The organism is Bradyrhizobium diazoefficiens, assembly GCF_016616885.1.
In the GTDB taxonomy this organism is placed as follows: domain Bacteria; phylum Pseudomonadota; class Alphaproteobacteria; order Rhizobiales; family Xanthobacteraceae; genus Bradyrhizobium; species Bradyrhizobium diazoefficiens_F.
Genome location: NZ_CP067102.1, coordinates 3,432,710 through 3,448,796 on the forward strand (window position 1 = coordinate 3,432,710; position 16,087 = coordinate 3,448,796).

Genomic DNA, 16,087 nt, shown 5'->3' on the forward strand with positions numbered 1-16,087 from the left:
GTCAGGGACGCCAGCCGTAGATCCAGTCCTGCCGCGCCAGCATGCGCTCCGGCCCGAGCGCGCGGATCGCGAGATCGCGCGCGAGCGCGAAGGGGCCGCCGAGATGATAGATCCGGCCTTGCTGCCGCGCGGTGCGCTGCACGTTCCTGACACGGGCCTGACGTATCAGGCCATATTGCGTCAGCGCCGCGGCGACGCTGCCTGCGTCCTCGGCGGCCTCGAGGCTCAGATGCCGGGCGAGCACGGCGGCATCCTCGATCGCCATGCCGGCGCCTTGGGCTGCGAACGGCAGCATCGCGTGCACGGCGTCGCCGAGCAACGCGACCGGGCCCTTGCTCCAGGGGCATCCCTCCGGCACGCCGAACAGCGCCCATTTGCGCCAACTGTCGACGGCGGCGAGCATCATCCGCGCCGTCGGCGGCCAGCGCGGCGCGGCGAAGGCGTCCATCACCTCGAAGGGATCGCCGGGTGTGCTCCAGCCCGGTCTGTTCCAGGTGCCGGGCAGCACCGCCACCACGTTGAGCTGGCGGCCGCCCGCGATCGGATAGGCGACGAGATGGGCGTTCGAGCCCATCCAGAGCTGCACCCGCCGCGCGGTGTACTCCTTGGGCAGCTGCGTGGCATCCAGCGTGCCGCGCCAGGCGATCAGCCCGGAGAAGCGCGGCTGCACCTCGGGAAACAGATGCTGGCGGACTGTCGACCAGATGCCGTCGGCGCCGATCAGGGCGCTGGCGAGATCGCTGCGGCGGATGGTTCCGCTGCGATGGACGACCGTCAGTCCCTTGGCATGCAGTGCGACATCCTCGAATGTCGCGCCTAGCTTCAAGTCGATATCGGGATGGTCGGCGACCGCGCCGGCGAGCGCGGATTGCAGGTCGGCGCGGTGGATCACCCAATAGGGCGCGCCGGCGCGATTAACGGCAGCCTCGCCGAGCGGCATCCGCAAAAGTTCGCCGCCGGCCCGCGCGCTCATGATCGAGAGCGCGTCGGGGACGACGGCGCGCAGCTTCAGCCGTTCCGTCAGGCCGAGCTCGACCAGCACGCGGCTGGCATTGGGAGAGAGTTGCAGGCCGGCGCCGATGTCCTCGAGCCGCTCGGCCTTTTCCAGCACGACGATGCGGAAACCGCGGGCGGCCAGCGCAAGCGCAGCCGTCAGTCCTCCGATTCCGGCACCGGCAATGACGATCGTTCGCGGGAGGGCCACCCCTGACCGAGATGAGCGGTCAGGCTACCTTGTCCTTCAGCACGCATTCCGGCGGACGGGCTTCGCCCGCCTTCAGGTCGGCCGCGAAGCGGTACAGCGTCGAGCAGTACGGGCAGATGATCTCGTTGTCGTTGCCGAGGTCCAGGAAGACGTGCGGATGATCGAACGGAGGGTTGGCGCCGACGCACATGAACTCTTGCGAGCCGATCTCGATGACGGGGACACCGGCATCGTTATGGAAGTGCGGGACGACATGGTCGGACATCGTAGTTCATCCTGGAGTGGCAATGGCGGCAGACACAATCAGCAGTGACGCGGCATAATTTCGACGCCGCGGACCATACTGATGGGTGCAGGTGATTGCTAGCCCGGCGGAACCGAAAGGTTCGCAATTGCCCCATGCTCATTTGCTCATGCAAATTCGACACAATCTTGCGGCCTGAGAGAAGCCCTTCTTTCGTCGGGGACGTTGTGTCGCAATTTTGGCATACTATGTCAGTGCACGCGTACAATTGCGGCGAAAGACGAACCATCAGGCGCAACTGATCTTAGGACCGTCCAGGCTCTTGGCATGAAGTGGCTGCGAATCAGCTCAGCGTTGACCGGGATCGCTGCATGCAGCTTTGTGCTCGCGCAGGTAGCGCCGCATGCCCGCGAGGCTGGCGCTGTTCTCGCCGCCCAGGACGATCCGGCGGCGCTGTCCGAGCTCAAGCTCGATGCGGCTCTGGCGCACAACGAGCGCCTGGTTCAGGACAATATCGAGGCGGCGCTTGCGGCCTCCGATGCCGATCTCGCCGACAGTTTTGTCGCGCTCGCGCGTGACCGCAACATCGCGCTGCCCGAGGATCTCCTGAGCCGGGTCAGCGATGCCGTCAAAATCGAAAACTCCACCTCGCATTTCGCCAAGCGCTTTGCCACCGGGCTCGTCACCGGCAATGCCGACGACGTCGCGAGTCTCTCGGGAACGGTGGCCGGCGATCTCTTCGTGATCGGCGATATCAGGGACGTCATCCGTGAAAGCAAGCATCTCGCCATGGGCGAGAACACCGATCGCCTCGTGCTCGGCCTTGCGACCGCGGGCCTCGCGGTGACGGCGGTGACCTATGTGTCGGCCGGCGGTGCCGCGCCGGTGCGCGCCGGGCTGACACTGGTGAAGGATGCCCGCAAGGTCGGGCGGCTCGGCGAAGGTCTCGCCGCATGGGCCGGCCGGTCGGCGCGCGAAGTGGTCGATACGCCGATGCTTCAGAACGCTGTTTCCAAGGGTTCGGTGTTCCGCCCGGGTGAGACGGTGAGCGCGATCAAGGCCGCGTTCCGCGTCGAGAAGGCCGGTGCGCTGGTCCGGCTCGGCAAGGACGTCACGCGCGTGGCCGAGAAGACCGGCACGCGCGGCGCCATGGACACGCTGCGCATCGCCGAGGGTCCGAAGGATGTCGCGCGCGCGGCGCGGCTTGCGGAAGCGCAAGGAAGCAAGACACGCGCGATCATGAAGGTGCTCGGCCGCGGCGCGCTGCTGCTCCTCGGCGGCGCGTTCGATCTCACGCTCTGGCTATTCGGCGCAGCGTTGACACTGTTCGGCCTGTTATCCTCGATCAAGGCGACCACCGAGCGCCTGACACAAGCCTGGTGCGATCGCAGGCGGGCGCGGAGGCTGCGTCAGGCGCGGATCGCTGCTGAGGCCGCTCTGGCAAACACGGCCGTCACGGCCTAAGATCAACCCATCCCCAAAACACTGCGGAACTGATGATGCCGAGCTTTCACAACGGCGCCGTTGAAATTGCCTATCTCGACGAAGGCGAGGGCGATCCGATCATCCTGGTGCACGGCTTTGCCTCGAGCAAGAACGTGAACTGGGTCTATCCGACCTGGGTCTCGGAACTGCGCAAGAACGGCCGCCGCGTCATTGCCCTGGACAATCGCGGTCATGGCGAAAGCGCAAAACTCTACGAGCCCGCGCAGTACTCGATTCCCACCATGGCCGGCGACGTGCTCGCGCTGATGGACCATCTCGCCATCCCGCAGGCCGACATCATGGGCTATTCGATGGGCGGGCGGATGACGGCCTGGCTCGGCCTGAACGAGCCGCAGCGGCTGCGCTCGGCGATCCTCGGCGGCATCGGCATCGGCGGCCTGATCGAGGGCACCGGGCCCGGCGAGAACGTGGCGAAGGCGCTGGAAGCGCCCTCGCTCGACGACGTCACCGATCCCGTCGGCCGCACCTTTCGCGCCTTCGCCGATCAGACCCGCTCCGATCGCCGTGCGCTCGCTGCCTGCCTGCGTGGCACGCGCGATCTCATGACCAGGGGCGAGGCCGCGCGCATCGACGTGCCCGTGCTGATCGCGGTCGGCTCGACCGATGACGTTGCGGGTTCGGCCAGCGCGTTAGCTGCGATCATCCCCGGCTCGGACGTGCTCGATATTCCGGGCCGCGACCACATGCGCGCGGTCGGCGACAAGGTCTACAAGACCGGCGTGCTCGACTTCCTGTCGCGCCGCGGCTGAGGCCTCATCCGCCGGCTCTTCGTCGTCGTCGTCGCCGATCGATCGAAACAGCGCCATCAGCACCACGAAGGTCGCAACCCACACCATGCGCGCGCCGTAGCGGTCGTGCGGGCCCGAGATCACGCCGCAGATGAAGGCGTTGCCGAGCAGGGCCAGCGTCACCGTGGCCGCCAGCAGCGTCAGGTCGTCGAGCCTTCGATGGGCGAGCGCGTGTCCGAGCAGTGCGAGCAGACCCAGCATCGAGACCAGTGCGACCGGCACGTGCAGCCAGTTGATGTAGTCGAAATCGAGGCCCCAATTCTGCTGGCGCGCCGCGCGCATCGGCGCGACCTGCGTCGGGATGTAGCGCTCGATGATGCCGTAGGTGTGCGGAATCCAGACACTGGCGCCTTCGCCGGTCGCCACATGCAGCAATTGCTGCCCCATCGCGCGCAAGGCCGCGCCGGCTTGCCAGGCCGGATAGTCGGCGAGCGATTGCACGACGATGGCCCCCATCTCGTCGTTCATGCCTTCGAAGCGGCCGAGCGTGTTGAACATGCTCTTGCCCCACAGGAATTCATCGGCCGTCGCCGGCAGCTCGTCGCGATAGGGACAGAGCTTGAACTTTTCGCGCGGGCAATTGTCGCTCAGGAATCGCGCGACAATGCCGTCCTGCATCATACGGCCGAACGCGACGCCGGTGCCGCCGGGCGTCCAGGCCCATTTGCCCGACAGCGCGTGGTTGGCCGCGATCAGCATCAGGCCGCCCGCGACGATCGTGAGGCTCGCCTGCGCCAGCCCGGCAATCGGGAGACGGCGCCCGAGGAACGGCTGCATCATCCAGCCGGCGACGCAGAGCCCGAGCAGCACGCCGAGCGTGGCGCTGTGGGTCGCGGCGGCAAAGGCGGTGAAGGCGAACAGCGAGATTTTTTCGAGCACCGAGGTCCGGCTTGCACCAACGATCAGCAGGAACAGCGACAGGATCGACAGTCCCGCAAAGATGTCGGTGAGCAGCATGCTGGCGAGCCAGGGCAGGGCCGTCGACAGGATCAGCAGCAGGCTGATCGCGACGAAGCGGAATGTCTGCATCAGGCCGAGCACGCGCAGCGTCAGCTGCAACAGCCACAACGTCGCCAGCGACTGGACCGCGAGGTTGATCCAGAAGCCGAAATTCTCGCCATAATGCAGATAGAGACCGAACACGGTGGACCGGCTGGGAACGAGATAGCCTTCGTACCAGCGCGCCAGATAGCCGCCGGTATCCCATTGCAACAGCGGATATCCGTTCCAGAATGCCGGCGCGATCAGGAGGAGGGGCAGAGCCACCGCCGCCAGCTGCAGCCAGAACGACCCGGCGGCGCGGGCGCGCAAAATATCGGTGGTGATGCTCAAATCCGCTCCCCGTCCCCGACAGACCATGACCGCAATAACGTTCGGGACGAAATTCACCAATAGTTTGACGCCGCCCGGCTTGAATTTGGCGAGACTCTGACCATTTTGAGCCGACCTTGCCGCTTGGGGCGTTCCGAGAACCTATTGTGTTTCAACGCGTTGGTATGCTTTCGCGGGGCAAGGCACTGTTCACTCTCAGGCAAGCCCGTCAGGACTTTGCCGCCTAGACTGTGCTATAGAGCCAGCCAAACGAGCCAATTCGAAAGAGCAGATCCCATGGCAGTGCATCAGGTCAATCCGGGAGGAAAGCTCGCAACGCTCGATCCGATCTGGGACCGGATCCGCGGCGAGGCGGAGGACATCGTCCATCGCGAGCCCGAGCTTGCGACCTTCATCTATTCGACGGTGCTGCACCACAGCCGCCTCGAGGATTCGGTGGTCCACCGCGTCGCCGACCGGCTCGATCACGCCGCGTTCTCCGGCGATCTGGTGCGCCAGACCTATGACGAAGCGCTGCGCGAGGATCCCGATCTCGGCAACGCCTTCCGCGCCGATCTCGTCGCCGTCTACGACCGCGATCCCGCCACCTCGCGCTTCATCGATCCCTTGCTCTACTTCAAGGGCTTTCACGCGCTCCAGACCCATCGCCTCGCGCACTGGCTCTATCTGAAGGGCCGCAAGGATTTTGCGTATTATCTGCAGAGCCGCGCTTCCGCGGTGTTCCAGACCGACATCAATCCCGCCGCGCGCATCGGCCGCGGCATTTTCCTCGACCACGCCACCGGTTTCGTCTGCGGCGAGACCGCGGTGATCGAGGACGACGTCTCGATCCTGCACGGCGTCACGCTCGGCGGCACCGGCAAGGAGAACGAGGACCGTCATCCCAAGATCCGCCACGGCGTGCTGATCGGCGCCGGTGCAAAAATCCTCGGCAATATCGAGATCGGCCATTGCGCGCGCATCGCCGCAGGCTCGGTCGTGGTCAAGCCGGTGCCGCACAACGTCACGGTCGCGGGCGTGCCGGCCAAGATCGTGGGCGAAGCCGGCTGTGCCGAGCCGTCGCGCACCATGGACCAGATGATCAACGCGCTGGGGCTTTGAGACTAGCGCGTTAAGGGCCGGATATTCCGGCCCTTTTCGTCCCCAAATTCTTTGGCGATTCATGCTGGCGGTTGGCCGCGTCTCGTCCTAAAACCCGCCGACCAATTTTGATCGGAGACTTGCCGTGGACGTCAAAGAAGTCAGAAAGTTAGATGCGTATTTGAAGCGCGTATTCGGCAATCCCAAGATCCGCGTCGTGCCGCGGCCGAAGAAGGACGACTCCGCCGAGGTCTATATCGGCGAGGAGTTCATCGGCGTGCTGTTCGTTGACGACGAGGACGATGATCGCTCGTTCCAGTTCCAGATGGCGATCCTGGAAGACGATCTGGTCGATCAGGAATAGCCACTCTCTCTCGTCATTGCGAGCGACGCGAAGCAATCCAGAGTCCCTCCGCGGATGCAGCCTGGATTGCTTCGCTTCGCTCGCAATGACGGATCCTATCCCCGCGACCGCCGTCGCGGCCTCACAACTCTATTTCTTTGCCAGAATCCGCAGCCGCGCCGTGGCGTCGGCGACCGTAATGCCCTCCGCATCGATGAGCTCGGCTTGCACGACCATGTCGTGCTCCGTCTGCTCGATCACCCGCGCCCGCGCCGTAATGGCTCCCACCGCCGCAGGTCTCAGGAAGCGCGTGTCGAGGCTCCTGGTGACCACGGTCAGGTCAGGCGAGAGTCTTGCGAGCCCGCAAGCCCCGGTGGCGGAGTCCAGCATCGCCGCGAGAAATCCGCCCTGGACGGTCCCGTGCCTGTTGGTGAACGCGACCTGAGCCTGGAAGCGGATCACGGCATGCCCGCTCTCGTCAGTGCCAATCCATTCGCGTCCCAGGAGTTGGGCGCCTGGTGGCAAGTTTTCTGCTGCATCGGTCATATCGGTCGCCGCAATGATTTCGTGACGGTAAGGGGTATCAAGCAGTCGATCCCGCGCAAGGCGGTTCAGTCAATCTGCTCGCCAACGAGATGACGATACGTCCTGCGCTTTGGCGCTGGATGGCGCAGCTATTCGTTCATGGCGAAGAGCGCGGCCATTACGGCGACACTCAGTCACATTAGATGTAGGTCAACGAGAAGACGGTGGCGGTCGCGCAAAATCAGCGGATTTGGCGCACTGTCAGCGTAGCCTCTTGAAGCCTGTACCTGCGGTGCCGAAGCTAATTACAAACTTCCACTATTCCCCCCCGCCGCCATAGATCGGTAGGACTGGCCTGTTGTGCGCGACAGCCAGGCTGAACCGGACGACAACCCGCGTTGTTGCAAATCATTTGTCCGGTTGCTTGCGGCTTCGCGGGCGCGGCCTCGCCGTTCTTCCTTTGGTCGTCTCGCTTCTTGGCATCCTCGCGGGTCGCAACCGGCTTCTTGTCCTGGACCTTCTCGCATTCATTGTCATCGTTGATGCGATAGCCGGCGCGGCATGCGATCTTCACGCAAGCGTCGCCGTCGGCTTTGAAGCCATGATCGCACACCAGCGGGCAGACCCGGCCCGGCTTGGCCTTGATCGCGTCGAGCGCGTCGAAGCTCGCGACCTTGGCGTCGAACTTCGTCCCGGCATATTTGTTGAACAGCGTCAGCGAGCGTTGCGATGACGCATTCCAGTCGCCATCGGCAGCGGTGGCCAGACAGCCGACGCGGCGCAGCTCGGACTGAACGAGCTTTGCCGTGTCTGCGGGGGACAAGCTCGGCTGCGATGAGGTCGGCGCAACGGCTGCAACCTTCTGTGCGCTATCGGCGACTTGCTGCTTCTCGGCAGCTTGCTTCTCTGCGGCAGCCTTGTCGTTCGCGATCTTGTCGGCAAGCGCCTTCTCAGCGGCTTGCTTGTCGGCCAACGCTTTCGCGACCGCGGCCTCGGCGTCCTTGCGGCGCTGCTCGGCTGCGGCCGCCTTGGCCTCCTCGATCTGCTTGGCCTTTTCCGCGGCAAGGCGGACGTTTTCGGCGGCCTTGGCGGCGGCGGCCGCTTTCTCCTGCTCGGCCTTGTTGGCACGCTCGGCTGCGAGCCTTGCCTTTTCGTCTTCGGCTTGGCGTGCCTTCGCGGCCGCAATTGCGCGCGCCTCCTCGGCCGCGACGTTCTTCAGTTGCGCGCGGGCGAGGCCCGCATAGAATCCGTCGGGATAGGCCTGCAGGAATGCTTCCCATGCGTCTCGGTTTCCCGCCTGGAGCGCCAGCTCATAGTCCCGGCGCACGCTGTCCTGGGGATTGGCTTGCGGGCCCGGCGCTGCTGCCGGTTTGGCCGGCACCAGCGAAACATCGTCGCCGCCGAGCGAGCCGTACACATACGGCTCCTGCTTGTAGCCGGTGGTCTTGAGGACGTCGTCGCGCACGAAGCCGAACGCCTTGCGGAGGTCGAGGCCCGGCATCGGCAGACGCTCGACGAGAGCGGTGGCAAACGGGCTGTTCTTCGCGTCGCCGTCCGAGGCGGTCGAGCCGGCCTTCGCCGCGAAGGCAATCATGGTGTTCGGGCTGGTCGGCTCGACCTTGGCAAGGCCACGCCCAATTGCCCGGGCGGCGATCGTCCGCTTCATGGTCTTGGCGAACGGGTTGTCGCGACAGGCATCCAGGATGACGAGTCGGAGCTGCTTGGCAGGCTCGACCGCGAACAGGGCGCGGTCCAACGGCAGCGTTTCGTCGAGGACGTCGCTGTCGGTCTCGAGCGTCGCATCGGTGGGGATCAGATAATTCGTCCCGTCGAGCTCAATTCCGTGGCCGGCATAATAGACCACCGCAACGTCGGCCTCGCGCGCCTTGCCACCAAAATCGCGCAGCGCCTTGCGCATCTCGGCGACGTTCAGGTCGAGCTTGACATCGACCGTATCGAAGCCGGCCTTCCTGAACATGCCGCCGACCAGCGCGGCATCGTTCGCGGGGTTCGCCAGCCTCGCCACGTTCTTGTAAGCCGAGTTGCCCATGACGAGCGCGACGCGCCTTTCGGCCTGTGCGGAGCCGGTCCCAAGCCAGGTCGCAAACCAAGTCGAAACAATCAACAAAACAAACAGCCGAAGCCGCATTCCAGCCCCCGAATGCAATCGCGTCAGATTATTCGCAGAATGGCCAAATGCAATCCACGATCAGTGATGCTTGTCACACATCCCTGCGCCATCCAGTCAACGGGGCGCCGAGCCGGGATGCGTGACCGCATCATTCAAATCAAATTCCCCACGATGCCCAGTGTGCCCCTGTTTTGCCCGACGGGTCAAGCTCGTCTTCGAAAAAAACGAAGCCATGCCCATGCCTGTCTACTGTGCATGGGGTTGTTTTCGACTTTTTGTCGGGCTGGCTCCGCGTTCAGCTCCGCGGCCCGCGCAACTGCGTTATCAGCCGCTCCATCGCGTCCGCGACGTCGCGCCATTGCGACAGCCAGCTGCGCGGAAAGCGGAAGGTGAGGTCGGCGCCGCCGACGCGGCGCTCGGACAGGCACATGCCGGGCGTGGCTGCATCGCGCGTGCAGCGCGCGGCGAGGGCGGGGCTCGTCGCGGAATAGAAATCCTCGCTGCCATAGGGCGTGTCGCTGCGGAACATCCGCATCGTCAGCCCATCGCCCGGCGTTGCCGCAGCCTGGTCGAAATAGCGCGGATAGATCGTCGCGGTTCGCTGCTGGGGCGACAGCGCATCGTGATGCGCCGATATCGACAGGAAGATGCGGTCGATCGGCTGCATGGCCGTGTCCACGCTGTCGGCAGTCACGTGCCGCGGTCCGTTAGGCGCGTCCAGCGAGGGATAGAGGAAATCGAGATCGATGCGCTCCTGCGGTCCGGAGTGCCGCTGGATCTTCATCCGGATCGCCGAGATCGGCAGGTTGAACAGCGTTCCGCCGACGCTGACCGGCAGCTTGTCCGGCGCGTCCGCGCCGCCGGTGCTCCAGGTCGGCCACAAGAGATAGGCGACCAGCGCGATCGCGCTCGCCGCGAATACACCGGTGAGCGCAAACGGGACGAGATGCGCCCGGGCGCGCGTCCTTGCGCTTGTCCTTGCGCTTGTCTTGGAAGAGCGAGGGGAGGTTGCCGAAAACACCGTCATGACGTCGCGCAAATGGCCCGGGAGGTCGGCCGGTGGCCGACGAATCACCGGCGAATATGCCACGCGGCGGCGATTTCGCGGAAGGTTCCCGGCTACCGGGAACGGGGGAGAGCTCTGCGCGGGCCGGGCGCCAGCGTTAACCTTCGCTTAAGGATAATGTAGCGTTAACCGGCACGATTTGTCACAGGAAAGCACCTCGCGTTGCGTATGGGCGGACTTCCGATGACACCTGAAGCTTTCAACACTCTCTTCTCGATCTGCATCGGCTTCGCGCTCGCGGGCGCGCTCGCAAACGGATACCAGGCGATGTCGCAACGGCCCGCCGGTTTCGGGCTGTTGCAGGAGGGCGTGGCCCCCAGGACATTTGCAGCGGTACCGTTCCTGGTGTTCGCGGCGCCCTTCATCATCATGCGCAACACGCTGCGCGGCATGCGGCTGGAGAGCCGCCGCTTCGAGTTCGTGATGATGGCGACCGTCATCGCCGGCTTCTGGAGCATGATGAGCGGCACCTTCTTCCTGATGACGCTGCGCGCGACCGGCGTGCTGGGCTGACGCCTTGCAGGGCTGCCCGCTGCGGCGGCCCTTTGCCTCCGCGCCGTCGTTTCGCTATGGCTGAGGTTGAAGTGACAGGAGACCTCCATGGCGATCTACGAGCTCGACGGGCAGGCGCCCGATCTTCCCCCTGACGGCAATTACTTCATTGCGGAGACCGCGACAGTGATCGGCCGCGTGCGCCTGAAGCCGGGCGCCAGCGTCTGGTTCGGCGCGGTGCTGCGCGGCGACAATGAGTGGATCGAGATCGGCGAGGGCGCCAACGTGCAGGACGGTTCGACCTGCCACACCGACCTCGGCTTTCCGATGGTCATCGGCAAAAACTGCACCGTCGGCCACAACGTCATCCTGCACGGCTGCACCATCGAGGAGGGCGCGCTGATCGGCATGGGCTCGATCGTGATGAACGGCGCCAGGATCGGCCGCAACAGCATCGTCGGCGCCGGCTCCGTCATCACCGAGGGCAAGGAGTTTCCCGAGCGCTCGCTGATCATCGGCTCGCCCGCGCGCGTGATCCGCACGCTCGACGACGCCCAGGTGCAGAAGATGGGAAGTGCTGCGCGGTTCTACGTCGCCAACGGTCCGCGCTTCAAGAAGGGCCTGAAGCGGATCGGCTGAAGATGGACGCGGATCCGCCGATCCGTGGTTCCATACCGTAACAATACGTGCCGGCAATTTAATCCGCCGCTAGCGCAATCAGGCTACCTTGGCGCGCTTACAACCAGGAGGAGCGTCGCCATGGGCGCTGCGACACTTGGATCCAGGCTCGACGCCGGAACCAAACTGTTCAAGAAATTCGCTAGCTTCGCGCGCGGTACCGACACGCTCAGCGTCGCGGAGAAGGTGTACAGCATCGCGGGCTTCCTCGCGATCGTCACCACCTTCCTGCTCGTGATGTCGGTCCAGACGGTCCGGTTGCAAACGTCCTATCGCCACATGCATGCGACCTCCGTGGAAGCAGCGATCAACACTGGACGCATCAATGCGATGATCTACGCCATCGTGATGGAATCGCGCGGCATCTACATGTCCAGTGATCGTGGCGCGATGAGGCCGTTTGCCGACGGGCTGGTGCGGCGCAATCACGAGCTCGCTGTCGCCGTGAAGAGCATGGAGCGGACCGCCGGCGACGACGACGCCGAGCAATTGGCGAGCTTCCGTCAGCGCATCGCGCAATTCATCGACTTCCGCCAGGAGCTGGCGCGACGCGGGCTCGAGATCAGCCCGGCGGCAGCGCGCGAGTGGGGCGACAATGATGCCAACCGGACGCTGCGCAGCAAGCTCAACGTCGACCTCGAGGCGCTCGAACGCATCTACAGGCAACGCGCCAGCGAGGCCGACGACCTCGCGAACGAGAACCGCTACGCTGCCGCCTATCTGTTCATGCTCGGACTCGTCGCGCTCGTTCTCGCCGGCCTCAACGTCGTCGTGATGCGGAGCGCGGTGGTGGGCGCGCTGGCCGAGATCACGCAGGCGACCGACCGGATTGCGGACGGCGACGTCAAGAGCGAGGTGCCGCATCTGCGCCGTCACGACGAGATCGGACATCTTGCGCGCGCCGTGCAGCACTTCCGCGACGCAGTGGCGCGCATTTTCGAGCTGGAGGAGCTTGAGCTCGGTACCGCGCAGGCGCGCGACGCTGCAAGGAGAGAGCGCGACAAGTTCAACGACAAGTACCAGGCCAAGAAGTGGCAGCTCTCGGCAGCGATCAACAGCATGCCGCAGGGCCTGATCATGCTCGACGGCAAGGCGGCCGTGGTCGTCGCCATGAACACCAATTACCGGCGGATCTACAATCTGCCCGAAACCATCCAGGCGGGATCGACGCTCGAGGAAATCCTCCAGCACCGCGTCAAGAGCGGATTGTTCAGCGGCGACGTCGCAAAATATGTCGCGGCCGTTCGCGAGCGCATCGCCAGGCGTGAGCCGACGGCCTATGAGATCAGCCTGAACGACGGCCGCATCATCAAGATCTACGAGCGTCCGATGGACGGCGGCGGCTGGGTGTCGGTGCAGGAGGATGTCACCGAACAGCGCCAGCGCGAGCGCATGCTCGAACGCATGGAGCGTTTCCTCGCCACCATCATCGAGAACGTGACCGAAGGCATCATCGCCAAGGATGCACGGAACCAGCGCTACGTCTTCGTCAACAAGGCGGCCGAGAAGATGATCGGCATGTCGCGGGGCGAGATCATCGGCAAGACCGCGCGGGAATTGTTCTCCGCCGAGGCGGCCGAGCTGATCGAGCGGCGCGACCGGCAGCTTCTCGCACAGAAGCAGCAGCTCGAACCTATCATCGATACGATCGACAATCCGACGCGCGGGCGCCGCGTGATCTCGGCCCGCCGGGTTCAGATCGGCGGCGCCGGCGAGGAATCCCACATGTTCGTGACCATGGTCGAGGACCGAACAGAGAAGATGGTGGCAGCCGCGTAGCGCTACGCGATCAGTTTGCGCATGATCGTGGCTGCCACCTGTTTCAAGCTGATGTGACTGGCTTGGCTCCGGAACCTGTCTTTGCCGCAGCCGTTGGTGAGGCAGGGAGAATCTCCGATGACCAGATCGTCCGCAAGCGCTTCCATCAAGACGCTGATCGTGATCTTCGCTCTCGCTGCGACGCCAGCGATCTCGTTCGCGCAAACCATCGGCGGGTCGACCGGATTGACTGGCGGCGTCCCCAAGGCATCAGCGCCGCCGCCCGGCACCAACAGCTTGGGCACGGCGCAATCGTCCGGCGCGAACACGGCGCCGGGGGTGACCACAGGCGCCGCTTCCGGATCGAACGCCGACGCCGATGCAACGGTGAGCACCGAGAACCGGCAGCTCGACAAGAAGATGAAAAGCATCTGCCGTGGCTGCTGATGCTCGCGTGGAAGTGAGCCTGTCCGCCTATCATCCGTGATCGAGTGACATTAGCTTGGCCTCGCTTTGGAGCGTGGACGGTTTCCACGCGGAGGATGAGTTGATGTTGCGCAAGATGATCATGACCGCACTGGCTGTCGCAGCCGTCGGTCTCGCAGCGCCCCAGGTGGCGCAAGCGCGGGGCGGTTTTGGCGGAGGCGGCCATTGGGGCGGCGGTGGCTGGGGACACGGTGGCTGGGGCCATGGCGGCTGGGGTCATGGCTGGCACGGCGGCGGCTTCTGGCCGGGTGTCGCAATCGGCGCTCGCATCGCAGGCGCCGGCTATTACGGCGCGTATGGCTACCCGTACTATGGCAACCCCTATTATTATGGCGTCGGCTACGAGGACTACGGCGCGCAGTGCTACCCCGTGCGGAAGCGGGTCACGACGCCAGCGGGCTGGCGCGTCCGTCGCGCTCAGGTCTGTGAATAGGAGCTGCGACCAGCGTGGGTGCCCGTCTGAGGCACCAGACTACCGAGGCAGCAAAAAACAAGGCCGTTGACGCAGTATACCGTCAACGACCTTGCCAGCCCCGGATATTGAAATCGGCTCACGCCATCCGGTATGGGCGAGCATCGCGCGGAATCATACGGGCGAGTGTGATCCATTTCACAAGTGACGAAAATAAAAGGCGGCGGCGCGGGATCTAATCAGCCGCGTGAGCGTTTGCGGGCGCTGGCATGGCGGTTACGCGCAGGTTTCCTCGAGGTAACCGAGGGCCTATCCGCCTCGGTGGAGCGGACACTGGCAAAGGATTGCCGCAGACCGTCGATGGATTCGTTCAAATTGGCGACCTGGTCCGACAGTCGCTTGGTATCGGCCTGCTGCGAGGCGAGCAGCCGCTTCATGGTCAAAAGCTGGTCCTGCACGACCTGGAGCTGGTCGATCGATTCCTGCTGGGTCGCTTCCAGCCCCTTGGTCTTCTCGACGAGTTGCTCGGAGGCCTGCGCCGTGCGCGCCTGAAGCTGCCGCGATGCGACTACCCGGTCGGTCTCGGGCGTAGCGCCAGTATAGGCGCGCCAGATCGCGATCGAGGTCACGCCTGCGATCAGCAGCAGCAGCGCTACGGCCGTGAGCGCGATCGGCTGGGCACCGAGACGGAGGAGCGGATTGGACGTTGTGTCCTCTGCGAGATCGATCATCGCTGACAAAACCCAAATTGAAACTTGGTGAGTGGCGAAGAGCGGCAGCGCAAGAACGCAGAACGAGGCGGCCGGGGCGTCCCGAAAGCGTTACAGTTCAGCAACAAATGGGACGAAAAGGTGGCCGCCGGCGGAAAAAGCGCAATTGACCCAGGGCCACGGCTCCGGCGGCACGCCCAAAAGAAGTCCCTGTCCAGGCCGAATTCGGCTTGAGCGGGCAGTATCAGAATATGCTTAGCAGCCCACCGTGCTAGCGGCGGGGAAACGGGGCCGTTACGGGCGCGCGGCCTTCAACGAAGGCTGGATCGTCATGCGATAGGCAATGAAGGCGCTGCCGTCGAACGTCTCCAAAACCTCGTCACAGGCCGGACAGCGATACTCGCCTGTGTTGGCGGGCGGCGTAGCGAGCTCAAGTCGCCGAAAACCGGCCCCGCACGCTGAGCAGGTGACATCGTCCTTTTTCATACAAACCCCGTAAAAATACTGGCGCGGCCTCTTAGCACAGCTTCGGGCGAAACCGGGGACGCTTATGACAGATACATAAAATTTGATCGCGCTATCAGCGTGTGGACCGCAGGCTTACGGCTGAAACGGCGCAAATGGGCCTGAATAGGTCTTCGACCGCGGCGCCGCGTAGGGACCGAGCCGCGAGGTCGTCAGCCCAAGCCGCACCAGTCCCTCGGCCAGTGTCACCGCAGCGGCGACGCCATCGACCACGGGCAGGCCATGAGTGGCAGCCAGTTCGGCGGCCAGATCAGCCATGCCGGCGCACCCGAGCACGATGGCCTCGGCGCGGTCGTCGCGGATCGCGGCCGTGATCTCCGCGGAAATTTTGCCAAGGGCATCTGCGTTGCGCTCCTCGAGCGCGAGCACCGGGACCTCGGCGGCTCGGACGCGGGCGCAGCGCTCGGCGAGGCCGTATTTCCGTAAATTGTGTTCGATCGGCACGATGGAGACACCGAGCGTCGTCACCACCGCAAAGCGCGCTGCGATCAGGCTCGCGATGTGAAAGCCGGCTTCGCCGATACCGATCACCGGCGCCTTCGCCACAGCGCGTGCCGCGTCGAGGCCGGTGTCGTCGAAGCAAGCGATGAGATGCGCGTCCGCGCCGTCGCGGTCGGCTTCGCGGATGCAGCCGAGCATGCCGGGGACTGCGAAGGCCTCGTCGTAAAATCCCTCGATCGAGACCGGCCCCATCGCGGGCTGGCGTGCATCGATCACAGTATCGGGCAGCGCGATCGCGCGCGCCGCCGCGGCGATCTTCGCCGTCATCGTGGCCGTGGTGTTGGGATTGACGACGTGCAGTCGCAT

The 16,087-nt window shown here is 64.7% G+C and carries 17 protein-coding genes; 8 read left to right on the plus strand and 9 right to left on the minus strand.

Annotated features, from left to right (window positions below; translation table 11 throughout):
• Position 1: 1 nt before the first annotated feature.
• Positions 2-1,204, minus strand: a complete 1,203-nt coding sequence (locus tag JJC00_RS15710; RefSeq protein WP_200473435.1) for an FAD-dependent monooxygenase — start codon at positions 1,202-1,204, stop codon at positions 2-4.
• A 19-nt stretch (positions 1,205-1,223) separates the two neighbouring features.
• Entirely contained in the window at positions 1,224-1,469 is a 246-nt protein-coding gene (locus JJC00_RS15715) for a zinc-finger domain-containing protein (RefSeq protein WP_007602543.1), read from the minus strand.
• Between the two features lie 306 nt (positions 1,470-1,775).
• On the opposite strand from JJC00_RS15715, the gene JJC00_RS15720 reads away from it, so the two are divergent.
• Both JJC00_RS15720 and JJC00_RS15725 read left to right on the plus strand, forming a co-directional pair.
• Positions 1,776-2,912: a hypothetical protein gene (locus tag JJC00_RS15720; RefSeq protein WP_200473436.1), complete on the plus strand. Its 1,137-nt coding sequence runs from the start codon at positions 1,776-1,778 to the stop codon at positions 2,910-2,912.
• Between the two features lie 35 nt (positions 2,913-2,947).
• A complete protein-coding gene (locus tag JJC00_RS15725) occupies positions 2,948-3,703 on the plus strand; it encodes an alpha/beta fold hydrolase (RefSeq protein ID WP_200473437.1) in 756 nt (251 codons plus the stop codon).
• Here JJC00_RS15725 and JJC00_RS15730 read toward each other — a convergent pair.
• Positions 3,584-5,074 (minus strand): hypothetical protein, encoded by a 1,491-nt coding sequence (locus JJC00_RS15730; protein WP_200473438.1) that lies wholly within the window; start codon positions 5,072-5,074, stop codon positions 3,584-3,586. The genes JJC00_RS15725 and JJC00_RS15730 overlap by 120 nt on opposite strands.
• Before the next feature lie 276 nt (positions 5,075-5,350).
• On the opposite strand from JJC00_RS15730, the gene cysE reads away from it, so the two are divergent.
• Both cysE and JJC00_RS15740 read left to right on the plus strand, forming a co-directional pair.
• Positions 5,351-6,175 carry a serine O-acetyltransferase gene (gene cysE, locus JJC00_RS15735; protein ID WP_200473439.1) on the plus strand — a complete coding sequence of 275 codons (825 nt, stop codon included), beginning with the start codon at positions 5,351-5,353 and terminating at the stop codon, positions 6,173-6,175.
• A gap of 124 nt (positions 6,176-6,299) precedes the next feature.
• Positions 6,300-6,518 carry a DUF3126 family protein gene (locus JJC00_RS15740; protein WP_007602550.1) on the plus strand — a complete coding sequence of 73 codons (219 nt, stop codon included), beginning with the start codon at positions 6,300-6,302 and terminating at the stop codon, positions 6,516-6,518.
• Between the two features lie 129 nt (positions 6,519-6,647).
• On the opposite strand, the gene JJC00_RS15745 is transcribed toward JJC00_RS15740, so the two are convergent.
• From JJC00_RS15745 to JJC00_RS15755, 3 genes are all read right to left on the minus strand, one after another.
• A complete protein-coding gene (locus tag JJC00_RS15745) occupies positions 6,648-7,043 on the minus strand; it encodes a PaaI family thioesterase (protein ID WP_200473440.1) in 396 nt (131 codons plus the stop codon).
• A 280-nt stretch (positions 7,044-7,323) separates the two neighbouring features.
• Positions 7,324-9,171, minus strand: a complete 1,848-nt coding sequence (locus JJC00_RS15750; RefSeq protein WP_200473441.1) for a caspase family protein — start codon at positions 9,169-9,171, stop codon at positions 7,324-7,326.
• 277 nt (positions 9,172-9,448) lie between these two features.
• Positions 9,449-10,180, minus strand: a complete 732-nt coding sequence (locus tag JJC00_RS15755; RefSeq protein ID WP_200473442.1) for a hypothetical protein — start codon at positions 10,178-10,180, stop codon at positions 9,449-9,451.
• Between the two features lie 222 nt (positions 10,181-10,402).
• Between JJC00_RS15755 and JJC00_RS15760 the strand changes: the two genes are divergently transcribed.
• The 3 genes from JJC00_RS15760 to JJC00_RS15770 all read left to right on the plus strand — a co-directional run bounded on the left by JJC00_RS15760 (position 10,403) and on the right by JJC00_RS15770 (position 13,168).
• On the plus strand, positions 10,403-10,732 hold the full coding sequence (locus JJC00_RS15760) for a DUF6949 family protein (protein ID WP_027536204.1): 330 nt from the start codon (positions 10,403-10,405) through the stop codon (positions 10,730-10,732).
• 87 nt (positions 10,733-10,819) lie between these two features.
• Positions 10,820-11,350, plus strand: a complete 531-nt coding sequence (locus tag JJC00_RS15765; RefSeq protein ID WP_200473443.1) for a gamma carbonic anhydrase family protein — start codon at positions 10,820-10,822, stop codon at positions 11,348-11,350.
• A gap of 120 nt (positions 11,351-11,470) precedes the next feature.
• Positions 11,471-13,168, plus strand: coding sequence for a PAS-domain containing protein (locus JJC00_RS15770; RefSeq protein ID WP_200473444.1), 1,698 nt, complete (start codon positions 11,471-11,473; stop codon positions 13,166-13,168).
• Between the two features lie 2 nt (positions 13,169-13,170).
• Here the strand turns inward: JJC00_RS15770 and JJC00_RS38965 are convergent, their stop codons facing one another.
• Entirely contained in the window at positions 13,171-13,542 is a 372-nt protein-coding gene (locus tag JJC00_RS38965) for a hypothetical protein (RefSeq protein ID WP_200473445.1), read from the minus strand.
• 155 nt (positions 13,543-13,697) lie between these two features.
• On the opposite strand from JJC00_RS38965, the gene JJC00_RS15780 reads away from it, so the two are divergent.
• The gene (locus JJC00_RS15780; RefSeq protein WP_200473446.1) at positions 13,698-14,066 is read left to right on the plus strand and encodes a hypothetical protein; all 369 of its coding nucleotides are present in this window, start codon (positions 13,698-13,700) and stop codon (positions 14,064-14,066) included.
• A gap of 218 nt (positions 14,067-14,284) precedes the next feature.
• Here JJC00_RS15780 and JJC00_RS15785 read toward each other — a convergent pair whose 3' ends face one another.
• Positions 14,285-14,776, minus strand: a complete 492-nt coding sequence (locus JJC00_RS15785; protein ID WP_200473447.1) for a hypothetical protein — start codon at positions 14,774-14,776, stop codon at positions 14,285-14,287.
• A 579-nt stretch (positions 14,777-15,355) separates the two neighbouring features.
• Positions 15,356-16,087, minus strand: coding sequence for an aspartate/glutamate racemase family protein (locus JJC00_RS15790; RefSeq protein WP_200473448.1), 732 nt, complete (start codon positions 16,085-16,087; stop codon positions 15,356-15,358).